The 12531-nt window shown below is 35.9% G+C and carries 11 protein-coding genes and 1 riboswitch; all 11 genes read right to left on the minus strand.

The window, feature by feature from the left end:
* Positions 1-630: 630 nt before the first annotated feature.
* Positions 631-1365, minus strand: coding sequence for an NAD-dependent protein deacylase (locus HP569_RS11810; RefSeq protein WP_182201380.1), 735 nt, complete (start codon positions 1363-1365; stop codon positions 631-633).
* 32 nt (positions 1366-1397) lie between these two features.
* The gene (locus tag HP569_RS11815) at positions 1398-2399 is read right to left on the minus strand and encodes an acrylyl-CoA reductase family protein (protein ID WP_182201381.1); all 1002 of its coding nucleotides are present in this window, start codon (positions 2397-2399) and stop codon (positions 1398-1400) included.
* Positions 2400-2608: 209 nt separating this feature from the next.
* Complete coding sequence (locus HP569_RS11820; RefSeq protein ID WP_182201382.1) at positions 2609-3268, minus strand: queuosine precursor transporter; 660 nt, start codon at positions 3266-3268, stop codon at positions 2609-2611.
* Between the two features lie 54 nt (positions 3269-3322).
* Complete coding sequence (queF, locus tag HP569_RS11825) at positions 3323-3820, minus strand: preQ(1) synthase (protein WP_182201383.1); 498 nt, start codon at positions 3818-3820, stop codon at positions 3323-3325.
* Between the two features lie 77 nt (positions 3821-3897).
* Positions 3898-3945, minus strand: a riboswitch (PreQ1 riboswitch).
* Between the two features lie 58 nt (positions 3946-4003).
* A complete protein-coding gene (locus HP569_RS11830; protein WP_182201384.1) occupies positions 4004-5200 on the minus strand; it encodes an aspartate aminotransferase family protein in 1197 nt (398 codons plus the stop codon).
* Positions 5193-5993: an acetylglutamate kinase gene (argB, locus tag HP569_RS11835; protein WP_182201385.1), complete on the minus strand. Its 801-nt coding sequence runs from the start codon at positions 5991-5993 to the stop codon at positions 5193-5195. The genes HP569_RS11830 and argB overlap by 8 nt, the downstream gene beginning before the upstream one ends.
* 11 nt (positions 5994-6004) lie before the next feature.
* Entirely contained in the window at positions 6005-7234 is a 1230-nt protein-coding gene (argJ, locus tag HP569_RS11840; RefSeq protein ID WP_182201386.1) for a bifunctional ornithine acetyltransferase/N-acetylglutamate synthase, read from the minus strand.
* Between the two features lie 20 nt (positions 7235-7254).
* Entirely contained in the window at positions 7255-8292 is a 1038-nt protein-coding gene (argC, locus tag HP569_RS11845; protein ID WP_182201387.1) for an N-acetyl-gamma-glutamyl-phosphate reductase, read from the minus strand.
* Between the two features lie 179 nt (positions 8293-8471).
* Positions 8472-8858: an OsmC family protein gene (locus HP569_RS11850; RefSeq protein ID WP_182201388.1), complete on the minus strand. Its 387-nt coding sequence runs from the start codon at positions 8856-8858 to the stop codon at positions 8472-8474.
* A 171-nt stretch (positions 8859-9029) separates the two neighbouring features.
* Positions 9030-11012, minus strand: a complete 1983-nt coding sequence (locus HP569_RS11855) for a BglG family transcription antiterminator (RefSeq protein ID WP_182201389.1) — start codon at positions 11010-11012, stop codon at positions 9030-9032.
* A 116-nt stretch (positions 11013-11128) separates the two neighbouring features.
* Positions 11129-12517: a glycoside hydrolase family 1 protein gene (locus HP569_RS11860; protein WP_182201390.1), complete on the minus strand. Its 1389-nt coding sequence runs from the start codon at positions 12515-12517 to the stop codon at positions 11129-11131.
* Positions 12518-12531 lie beyond the last annotated feature (14 nt).

Here is a 12531-nt window from a genome sequence, read left to right on the forward strand (position 1 = left end):
TTTTGCAAATAAATGAAAATCATTGTACTTAGCCATGAAAAAACCCCTCCGAATTATCTTGATTTAATTCAAGAATAACGAATAATTCTTTAGGATTTAAACCATTTTGCTTAACTTGACGGCTATGGGGCACGGCTTCAGCTAACTCAGCAAAGCAACAAACGTATTGCTGAGTTGATCTTCAGCGTGCGCTATTCCCACAGGAGTCTTCGTCTATTTCCATAGCCGACTTTGTCATTTATGATGGATATGCTTAAAATCGTACCATTATTCAACTAGAGCCTATCCGAAACACGATATTCTATGCCATATATCCCTTTATAGTATTATGACATTGGGATTTCAAACTTTCCTTTAAAGATTATATGAAGATAGCAACAGTATATAACTGAATAAAGGCGAAGGAAATATACGAAGACTCCTTGAGGAACAGGACAAACCGAAGATCCATTTTCAGAAGCTTTTTTCTTCTGAAAATTAGCTAAGGTTGTCCCTCAGGAATGCGTAGTATATTTCCGTAGCCGAAACTCCAGATGTATGAGTTTTTCTCACAGTGTAACTGTCTGCAACAGCCTGATTGGTTCTACTAATAATAGGTGAGGGATAACCCCCACTGATTGCAGTTTCACTTTAGATAGCTTGCTTTATTTTCTCGATTGTACTAAGGAGGTCTTCATGGATAATCCAATTAAATGCCGTATCCATCGGCGTAGGCTCTCTATTAATTAAAGCTAACGATATACCGGATCCAGCAGCAGTGTATGGTAATAAACTAAATGGCGTGACTAATAAAGATGTTCCTAGTACAACAACCAGATCACTTTGCTTGATTGCCTGTTCTGCTTCCTCGTGAAGTGTGATTGGATCACCAAACAGAACAACATCTGGCTTTAATATATCTCCACAACCCTCTTGTTTACACACCGGAACATCTGACTTTAATAAATCATTCAACCCATACGATGTGCCACACACAGGACAAGTTGCAGTATTTAAATTACCGTGATACTCTAACACATGTTGATTACCAGCCTGTTCATGTAGTCCATCCACATTTTGTGTAACAATCGTTACTTCCTTTCCTTGATCCTCTAACTCTTTTAAAAACCGATGGACTTTATTTGGCTGATAATTTTTAAGTAATTTAATTCGAAAGATATCTTTAAACTTCAACCAAAAATCTGTAGGATTCTTCATAAAATAATGACGAGAAATATAATATTCACGTGATTGATCTTCCGTCCATAACCCATTGGTCGATCTAAAGTCAGGAATGCCACTAGCGGTCGATACACCAGCACCAGTTAAAAAGGTGATTCTATTCGACTTTTTTATTGCATTAGCCAGATCAGCTACTTGTGACATGTAATCACCTCTTCCACATAATAAATAACAACTTACTGCAAACTTACAATAATACGCCCTAGCGACTTTCCTTCAAGTAAGGTTGGTAATACTTCTGATAATTGATCTAATGTAATTTCTTTATGCAAGATCGTATCTAATATATTTGCTGCTGGCTTTAGGTCTGTTGCCATACGGTTCCAAATCTCTTTTCTTTTGCTCATTGGTGTATATACAGAATCGACACCTAACAAGCTAACACCTCGTAATATAAATGGATAGACTGAGGTCAGGACCTTTATCCCACCTGTTAAACCACTTACAGCAACAGCTCCATCATAGTTTAATTTACTTAAAATAGAAGCTAATGTTTGTCCACCAACGGGATCAACAGCAGCACTCCATTGTTGCTTATCTAGTGCACGAACTTTCTCCTCATACACCGCATCTCTTCCAATTACTTCACTTGCACCAATTGATTTTAGAAAATCTACAGCCTCTTCCTTTCCGGAACTAGCGGTAACATCATAGCCTCTTTGTGCAAGCATCGCAATCGCAAAACTACCTACTCCACCTGTCGCTCCGGTAACAAGTACTTTCCCTTGCTCCGGGGTTAGTCCATTGCGTTCTAAACGGTCTACTGAAAGAGCTGCAGTTAATCCAGCAGTTCCATATAACATCGCTTCTTTCATTGTTAAACCTTCTGGTAATGGAAGTACCCATGCAGAAGAGACTCTTGCATAATCACTAAAACCACCATCATGAGAGACGCCAATATCATAGCTTGTCGCAATAACACGATCACCTTCTTCAAATTGATCATCTGCTGATTCCACTACTTCACCAACCAGGTCAATCCCTGGGATAAATGGGTATTTTTTTACAATGGCGCTATTGTCTGTATTCGCCATTGCATCTTTATAGTTAATGCTTGAATAGTGTACTTTAATTAAGACTTCTCCCTCTGGTAAATCATCTATCGTTAGCTCTTGCACTACTCCTACTACTTTCTCTTCTTTTTTTGTTAACTGATATGCTCGGAATGTATTTGCCACGATAATCCTCCTTGCGTGTATTTTTTATATTGCTTTTCTTATTTATACCCTACATGACATAGATGAACACAAACAATGGTAAGATATACATTTGCAACTAATATCATATCACTCATAAATAACCTATACGAACTATTTCACTATTTTGTCATAGAAAACAAAATGACCGAATGATAATCACGATTCATTATCATTCGGTCATTTATAGTCTAACTATTAGCAGGTATAACTGTGCTGCCTTTATCAGTGTTCGCTTTTTCTAGTTTGCTTTGTTCTTTTCTAGCAATTCGAACAAGCAAGTAAGTTATAGGTGTATCTATAATCGCTACAATAAACTTAAAGATGTATTGTGTTACGATCATACCTATTAATACATTCGTTGGGACAACTCCAATAAATGCAACAACAATAAAGATACTTGTATCTAGTAGCTGACTAGATACGGTTGATAAATTGTTACGCAACCACAATTTTTTATCCCCATGACGTTGTTTTAATTTATGAAAAATCGCAACATCTATATGCTGACTTACTAAGTAAGCAAGTAAGCTAGCAAACATCACACGGAAGCTTCCACCTAATATCATTTCAAACTCAGCCTGCATACTAAATGCAGAAGCAGCAGGTAAATGGATAGACGCAAATATGAAGAGTAAAGCAACGATTTGAGTGATAAATCCAGCGCGAACTGTCTTCATGGCTGCGTTTTTACCGTAAACCTCACCAATTACATCTGTGATTAAATAGGTTACAACATATACGATTGCGGCTCCAGGTAAAACGAAGTCCCCAATCGTAATTAATTTTACAGCTATAATATTTGATAAAATCAATAGTCCTACAAATAAGCCATTTAAATAAATAAACATTATACATTCTCCTTTTTTATGGATGGAAAAGGAGATTCTTTGCGCTAACCCTCATTAGCGATTGTCAATCTTCTCAGGGTACATATCGTGATTCATTAGACGGTGTGTAGCTATTTCTTCAAATTTAGTTCCTGGCTTTCCATAGTTACAGTATGGATCAATGGAAATTCCACCTCTTGGCGTGAATTTACCCCAAACTTCAATATAACGAGGATCCATTAAATCAATAAGATCGTTCATAATGATATTCATACTATCCTCGTGAAAATCACCATGATTACGAAAACTGAACAAATATAGTTTTAATGATTTACTTTCAACCATCTTTTCACCTGGTATATAACTAATATAAACTGTACCAAAGTCAGGTTGTCTCGTTTTCGGACAAAGTGTTGTGAATTCAGGACAGTTTAGTTTCACAAAGTAGTCACGATTTGGGTGTTTATTATCAAAGGTTTCAAGTACTTCTGGTGCATAATCAAATCGATAATCTGTTCCTTGACTGCCTAATAAGGACAGATCCTGCAAATCTTCATCTTTTCTTCCTGCCATTGTGGTAGCCTCCTTCTATCTCTTTAAAATTATCCACAAAAAAAGCCATTCCTAAGGATATGGCTTGATCACGTCATATGTCCTTAGTTTTTTATAGAGGGTTTGTAGCTAAGAACCTCTCGCTTATATAAAACGGAACTCGTCCATTTACTCAAGCAATTATATCGATCAAGTTATTTTTTGTCAACTAGTTGCTTGAACGAATATTGCCGCTAGCTTGTTTAAAGCTAAATCCATCTCGAGTTTAGTTGTGATTAATGGTGGTAAGATACGAATGACGCTTTCTCCAGCAGCCAACAGCAATAATTGGTGCTCATCTCTCGCTTTATTGACATAATCGATTGCTTTACCTTTTACTTCTATTCCGATTAAAAAGCCTCTTCCTCTTAACTGCAATATTTCTGATGACTGGTTAGCCAAGTCCTCTAAACCAGCCCATAAATAGGCAATTTTAGCTTCCAATTCTGTTAACAGTTCTGTATTCATCATGGTTTGTATCGTTGCTAGGCCTGCCGTCGTTGCTAATGGATTCCCTCCAAATGTACTTCCATGTGAGCCTGGCTGAAAAGCTTTCGCTACATAATCTTTTGCTAAAACCGCTCCAATTGGGAAACCTGATCCTAATCCTTTTGCAACACTAATGACATCTGGTTCAATCTGATACTTTTCATAAGCAAAAAGGGAGCCAGTTCTACCTATTCCCGTCTGTATTTCATCAATCATAACTAATACATTGTTTTCCTTACATAATCGTACTAGCTCTTGTACCCATGAAAAATCTGCTGGTATTACTCCACCTTCCCCTTGCACTAACTCTAATAAGACAGCACATGTTTCTGGTCGAACAAGATCTTTTAATGCCTCTTTATCATTATAAGGTAAATACCTGAATCCTGGCATTAAAGGTTGAAAACCAGATTGAATTTTCGCTTGACCCGTGGCTGCAAGAGTCGCTAAGGTCCGACCATGAAATGATTGGTTAAACGTTACAACCTCATACTTGTTTGTTTGTTTTATTTCTTGTGCATAGCGCCTGGCTAACTTAATCGCCGCTTCATTCGCTTCTGCACCACTATTACAAAAAAAGACTTGATCAAATATTGTGTGATCTGTTAACTCTTTAGCGAGCATCTCTTGTGAGGGAATAGTATAGAGATTGGAACAATGCCACAGCTCATTTAATTGACCTTCTAGTGCTGACTTAACCGTTGGCGGAACATGCCCTAAGTTACATGTTGCGATGCCTGAGGTATAATCAAGAAACGATTGGTCTTCTTGATCCCATACGTAACTTCCCTTTCCTTTTTTCAATGTAATAGGAAAGCGATTATAGGTTGGCATGACAGATGAATGGATCTGTTCGTTTATAAGGTTAGGCATGAGAAACCTCCTTTAATTGAATCATTGTTCCTACTTTCTTTCCATCGATAAAGTCAATTAACGTATCTGGCTTTATTCCGTTAACTATACTTACTTGTGGCACATTTTTTTCTAACGCCATTAAAGCTGCTCTAACTTTTGGGATCATTCCACCGTAAATAACTTTTGTCTGGATGAGCTGTTCAATTTCTTGTTCATCCGTCTCGTGAAGTATATGCTTCTTACCATCTTTCTCGATTAAAATACCTGGAATATCACTAATAAAGCATAATTTCGCTTGCAGTGCTTGTGCTACAGCTGACGCAGCAATATCTGCATTGATATTGTATCTTTGATTGTTCTCTCCTAATGCAATGGGAGAAATTACCGGAATATAATTTTGTTCTATCATGGCTTCGACTACTTCTGCATTCACTTTTTTAATATTTCCAACATAACCAATACGATCGGCATTTTTCACTGGAACAGCTTCAAATAAGTTGCCATCAATTCCACTCATACCAATTGCTTTGGCTCCCTGATTGTTTAACTTTCTTACAATCTGCTTATTAATAGCCCCACTTAATACCATCTCTACTACATCTAAAACCTCATTAGTAGTGACTCGCAAGCCATCAACAAACGTCGTAGTTACATCCATTTGCTTCAAATAAGTGGTGATCATCGGTCCACCACCATGAACAATAATCGGAGTAATTTGTTTCTCTTTCTGTAATCGCACAACATTTTTATAAAAGTCTTCTGTTAATTGTTTAACAATACTTCCACCACATTTAATCACCAAATATTCCATCTTTTCATCTCCTATGTGCGATACGAAGCATTTATTCTGACGTATTCGTAAGATAAATCGCATCCCCAAGCAGTTGCTTCTCCTAAGCCATGACCTACTTTTGTATAAATCGTGACCGTATCTTTAGCTAAATAATCCTTCGCTTGCTGTTCATTAAATAAAACAGGCATACCATTTGTTACTACATCAATTTCTCCTAATGAAACACAAACATCATCTGGGTTTAATATTTGTCCACTATATCCAATTGCTGTTACAATTCGTCCCCAGTTTGGATCTGAGCCATGTATTGCTGTTTTCACTAAGTTTGATGCAATTATTTTTTTACCAATCACTTGTGCCGCTTCATTTGTAGTCGCTCCTGCTACATGTACCTCTACTAGCTTACTTGCACCTTCCCCATCTCGCGCTATTTCCTTGGCAAGTATCTCACACACTTTGTACAATCCCTCCAAGAAAATCTGCCACTCTGGATGATCATAATTTAGCAATTGATTGTCCGCCATTCCATTTGCAAGCACTAACACCATATCATTTGTACTTGTGTCTCCATCTACTGTAATCATGTTAAATGATTGTTTTGTATGTTGTTTCAATGCTTGATCTAATGACTCCGTTTCTACGTTAGCATCCGTAGTAATAAAGGCTAGCATCGTTGCCATATTCGGATTAATCATTCCTGATCCTTTTGCTGCGCCACCTATTGTGACTGTTTTTCCGTCTATCTCCACAGAAACGGCTACCTTTTTCTCTTTTGTATCAGTTGTTAAAATAGCTGTTTCAAAAGCATTCGTTTGTTTACTTTCTTGCTGGTTTATTTGGTCAATACCAGAACGGATTTTTTTCATAGGTAGCTGTTCTCCAATTAAACCAGTAGATGCAACGGCTGCTTCATGTAGTGGAATATCGAATTTATCTGCAAGTAATTGTCTCATTTCATACGCATTTGCTAATCCCTCTTCACCAGTACATGCGTTGGCAATTCCCGAATTAACTACAACCGCCTGCAAGCTATGACCTTTTGCGATGCTCTCTTGTGTTACCTTTAATGGAGCTGCTTGAAATAAGTTGGTTGTATACACACCCGCTGCAGTCGCCGGCTTCACTGAATATAACCAACCAAGATCATATTTCTTCTTGCGTAAGCCACAATGTAAACCACCTGCTAAAAACCCCTTTGGAGAAGTAACATCTCCGTCCTCTATTATTTTAATTTTATTTAATGCCATTAAATGACTCATCGTCTCATCCTCTCTGTATATTAAGGATAGATAGGAGCATGGTTTAACCCAGTTGTTTCATCCCATCCACACATCACATTCATATTTTGGATCGCTTGGCCAGATGCACCTTTTACTAAATTATCAATTACTGCAATAACAGTTAATCGATTGGTTCGCTCATCGACATGCACTGCTATATCACAGTAATTACTTCCGTATACTTCTTTCGTTGCAGGTAAGGCAAGCTCTGATCGAAGTCGGATAAACGGATGATCTTGATAGAATGTTTGATAAAATGATTTTACTGTTTCTTGATCTACTTTCTCATTTAAATTCGCATAACAAGTAACCATAATCCCTCTAGTCATCGGTACGATATGCGGTGTAAAAGTTATCTTCACTTCTTCTTGTACAAATGACTGAAGCGTCTGTTCTATTTCTGGAACATGTTTGTGTTCCCCGAGCTTATATGCTTTGATATTTTCATTCATCTCAGAGAAATGAACATTTAAAGAAAGCCCGCGCCCTGCACCAGACACCCCTGTTTTACCATCAATAATAATACTGTTTGTATCGATCCATCCTTGCTGTACAGCTGGTATTAAACCAAGTAGCGCGGCGGTAGGATAACAACCAGGATTGGCAAGCAATTTGGCTGATTGTATTTTGTCTGAAAAGATTTCGCTAAGCCCATAAACAGCCTGATCTAAATAAGCTTGAGCAGCAGCTTCCGCTTGGTACCATTGTTGATAAATAGTAGGTGACTTCAAACGAAAATCTCCAGATAAATCAATACAAATAAGACCAGCTTCTAAGAAATCCGGAATCATATCTTTACTAATATTTGAAGGTGTTGCAAAAAACACAAGTTCAACTGTTTCAGCTAATTTTTCTATATTAAGTTGTTCCATCGTGAGTGTAATAATGTCATTCATATGTGGATAAACCGTTGAAAAGTCTGTTCCAGCTTTCGAATGAGAAATAATTGTCGTTAACTCTGCATATGGATGTATATTTAACAAGCGTGATAACTCTGCAGACCCATAACCAGAACCACCTATTATAGCTACATTCATCTTCAATAGCACTCCTATCTCGTTTCTAATGGTAGTTAATTATTATACTTTAATATGTATGTTTATACAACTGTTATTTTATAAAAATTCTGATTTTTTTAAAACTAATATTTTAAAAAAATGATCAAATAAAAAAAGACTGCATCTCATTACCTTGACATGCAGTCTTTTCTTACTTGTTATTTTGCTATAACATTTACTTCGGCACCGTGTTCTATTGTATTACCTATTGTGCAACCTCTTTTGGCTGAACGAATTAATTTATCCTTTACTTTTTCTTCAAGCTCCGTATCGAAAGTGATCTCCACATCTAGCTTCTCTAATCGTGATGGTCTTCCTTCTGCTTTTGTTACGTCTACTTTAATTTCATATGACTCAATCGGAAGTTCATCACGTTTGATCAATGCATCTAAGGTTAGGCCCATGCAAAAGCTAACTCCACTGGCTAGATAATCTACTGGACTGTATCCTTCTATGTCACTTCCGGATGAAGCCGCTATTGATTTTACACCTTTTGGATTAGTGATCGTATGTGGTTGATCTTTGATTTTTCTTAATGTAATCATAAACTCTATCCCTCCAAGTATTTTACTTTTGTATATATTCCCTCTTTTAAAGCAAATTACACTCAAACTGACACTTCCCAAAAAAGACCTAACATCACTTTACTAAATTATATGTTCAAAACCGCATAATAATTGGTTATAGGGTTTTGAATTGTATAATTTAAAATACTGTTATTCCATCAAAATACCAACAAATTCTTGATAGCTTGTACATTTGGTTAAGCGATTGATTAAATGAGTATTCTCAATCATTGTACCTAACATCTCAAACATACTTTGTAAATTTTCTTGACTATTCTTAGCAATATTTAATAAACACACAAATTGCACTCTTTTATCAACCCAATCAATTGGTTTTTCTAATGTACATAAAGTTAAGAATGTTTGGTCAGTTTGGGCTGTAACTGGGTGCGGAATGGCAACTAGGTTACCATAAGCAGTAGGTGCTATCGCTTCTCTTTCGTACACCAGATTTAAATAATCTTTCGGTACTAAATTCTTATACCTTAACTGACTAACTAAAAAAGTTAATACTTCATCACGTGTTTGAAAAGATTTATTAAGAAATACTAAATCTTTTTTAACATATTCAAATATATGATTTGAATCTTTATTAATTACAGACTCAATTTTATTTAAATCCCTATCGCCTAAAATGGTATTCACCTCAATGACAGGTACTGGGAGCCTTTCATTTATAGGTACAGAACTAATGATAAAATCTATTTTTTCAAAAGGAATCTTTTGTATATTATAGTATTCCGTTGTGCCCAATACATCTAATTTATCTCCAAGTTCAGATTTCAATTTGTACTTTATTAATTGGGCACTTCCTAAACCTGATGCACAAACAATCATACAGGTTTTAGGTGCATTTTGCAGCTTATGCCGCTCCATTGCCGCACCTATATGAAGTGCAATATATCCCACTTCATTCTCGTCAATAGAAACGTTTATTTTATTTTCCAGTACTCTTCCTGCTACAATTGCGGCATCAAAAGCAAGTGGATAATTCGATTTAATAGCATCAATCATCGGGTTTCTTACATTCATTCCATATTTATAGCGATTTATCGTTGGCTTCAAATGCAAACCAAGACCTATGATTAACTCCTTATCATGTCGTATACCTAAATGTAGTTTTTCCTCGATCGCTTCTAAGGCGTCCATAGTTAATTGGTAAATTTCTTCTTCAATCACTTGGCTTATTTCTTTTTCAGTCAAATTCGTCTGTGTAATCATTTTTGTTCCTAATAAATGAATAGCAATATAAGCAACTTCTACTTTCGGGAAATTAACGTTTAGTATACTTTCAGTCCTTTTAACAATTTCTCCAGCTACTTGATACTCTTTTTTATGAATTATTTCATTTAACTCTTTTTTATATAAAGATACGTGATGACCATTTCTAATACGTTTGTATGCTATAACAATGTGAACAAATAAATTATTTATAGCAATATCAGATAGTGTAATCCCATTTTCTTTAATTTGATCTAAAATTACATTCCAAATCTCCTTTAAATTTTCACCTGGAATAAGAGAAGATAACTGTTCTTGCCAAATTGCTTTCACTACGTTTACTTGTCGATCAAAAACATATTCTGATAAGGCAAAACGTAATTTCACTTCACTACCTTTTACTTTCAACCCATAATTGGGTCGTGTATCTAAATAAATGTCGTAATGATTCAATACTTTTTTGACTTGTCGCAAATCATTTTGAATAGTCGATTTGCTAACATGCATTTCATCACAAAGATCATCTAGCTTTAGATAACTCTCTGCTAATAAGAATCGTCGAGTTAAATATTTAACCCGCTCATCTGGAGAATCGGGTACAACCAGTTTTTCTACTTTTTCTTGTTCCACAAAGCTTTGCAGATAAGCTCGGAACAACTGATCATCTTCAACAATTAATTTATATCCAGTACCTCTAGTAGAACGAATTTTGGCACCATTCATGTGCAATGAATGATCGAGAATTTTAATATCCTCTCTAATTGTACGTGAAGTTACTTGAATAACGCCGGCCAAATATTCACTTGTTATCGGCATATCTGTAGCCATTAATTCGCGTAAAATCCGCCTAATCCGGGAGCTCAATTCATCATCCCCTTTACATTCTGCCCATCCACTTATAGATGATATCATATTATCAAAAAAATCATGGAAATATAATGCAGTTCATGGTCATTACATACTTTCTATTACTAGGAAAAACGTAGCCTATTGGTCAGCTACGTTTTCTAATAGTACTGTTAAAACGGTTAAGCATGAAAACCATTATTTTTTGATACTTCCGCAAACCATGAAGCACTTTTCTTGGCCGTACGTTCTTTTGTTTCAATATTAACAGAAAAGAACCCATATCTATTTTTATATGCGTTCATCCATGACCAGTTATCCATGAATGTCCATAAATGATACCCTTTTGCATTACATCCTTCTTCAATAGCTTGATGTAACCATTTTAAATGATCTTTTATAAAATCAATACGGTAATCATCTTCAATTCGTCCATTTTTAATAAAACGATCCTCATTTTGAACACCCATACCATTTTCTGATATAAACGATTCAATATTACTATAATTATCTCTTAAATTAATCATAATATCATAAATGCCTTTTTCATAGATCTCCCACCCACGATAAGGATTCATCTTACGACCAGGCATCTCATAATTATCAAAAAACCAATCAGGCATAAACGGACTATATGGATTTGGCAAATTACCTTTTGCCTTTACACGACGAGGCTGGTAGTAATTCACCCCTAAGATGTCAACAATATTATTTTTCAATAACTGTTTATCACCTTTTTCAGTAGTGGGTAATTGCCCGTACTCTTCTAATAAGTGAATTAAATCCACTGGATATTCACCTTTAACTGCTGGGTCTAAAAAACTTCGATTAAAGAATAAATCACAAATATGAGCAGCTTTTAGATCTGCTGAATTCTCGCTCCTAGGATAAGAAGGGGTTAAGTTTAAAATAATACCAATTTTTCCATCTTGATTGTCATGATAGACTTTAACCGCTTTAGCATGAGCTATCATAGTATTGTAAGCTACTTGAAATGCCTTTTTTGCATTCACAATATTAGGGTAATGAAAATCATATAAATATCCACCTTCAACAGGTACAATTGGCTCATTGAAAGTAAACCATTTCTTCACGCGATCTCCAAATAATTTAAAACTTGTACGTGCATATTCCACATAAGCATTTACTACTTCACGATTTTCCCATCCACCTTTTTCTTGTAACTCAATTGGCATATCAAAGTGAAATAAATTAACAAATGGTTCAATATCATTGTTTATTAGTTCATCAATAACCTGGTTGTAGAACGTAACTGCTTTTTCATTTACTTCACCCTCACCTCCTGGTATTAAACGAGACCAAGAGATAGATAGACGAAAAGAATTATGACCAATTTCTTTCATGTTATTAATATCTTCTCTATAGCGATGATAAAAATCAGATGTCGTTTCGGGGCCAACACTTTCAAAGAAGCGGTTTGGTTCTAACTCGTACCAATAATCCCAAATATTTTTCCCTCGACCATCTTCATTTGTGCCGCCTTCTGTTTGTGTTGCTGAAGCCGCACTACCCCACCAGAATCCTTCTGGAAATTTGTATGTTACCGTCATGGTTAAGTCCTCCT

The organism is Paraliobacillus salinarum, from assembly GCF_014083865.1.
GTDB classification, from domain to species: Bacteria; Bacillota; Bacilli; order Bacillales; family Amphibacillaceae; genus Paraliobacillus; species Paraliobacillus salinarum.

Coding starts and splice junctions, on each gene's coding strand:
- HP569_RS11810 (WP_182201380.1), bottom strand. CDS start 1,365: ATGTCACAAGTAGCTGATCTGGCTAATGCAATAAAAAAGTCGAATAGA.
- HP569_RS11820 (WP_182201382.1), bottom strand. CDS start 3,268: ATGTTTATTTATTTAAATGGCTTATTTGTAGGACTATTGATTTTATCA.
- queF (WP_182201383.1), bottom strand. CDS start 3,820: ATGGCAGGAAGAAAAGATGAAGATTTGCAGGATCTGTCCTTATTAGGC.
- HP569_RS11830 (WP_182201384.1), bottom strand. CDS start 5,200: ATGCCTAACCTTATAAACGAACAGATCCATTCATCTGTCATGCCAACC.
- argB (WP_182201385.1), bottom strand. CDS start 5,993: ATGGAATATTTGGTGATTAAATGTGGTGGAAGTATTGTTAAACAATTA.
- argJ (WP_182201386.1), bottom strand. CDS start 7,234: ATGAGTCATTTAATGGCATTAAATAAAATTAAAATAATAGAGGACGGA.
- argC (WP_182201387.1), bottom strand. CDS start 8,292: ATGAATGTAGCTATAATAGGTGGTTCTGGTTATGGGTCTGCAGAGTTA.
- HP569_RS11850 (WP_182201388.1), bottom strand. CDS start 8,858: ATGATTACATTAAGAAAAATCAAAGATCAACCACATACGATCACTAAT.
- HP569_RS11855 (WP_182201389.1), bottom strand. CDS start 11,012: ATGATATCATCTATAAGTGGATGGGCAGAATGTAAAGGGGATGATGAA.
- HP569_RS11860 (WP_182201390.1), bottom strand. CDS start 12,517: ATGACGGTAACATACAAATTTCCAGAAGGATTCTGGTGGGGTAGTGCG.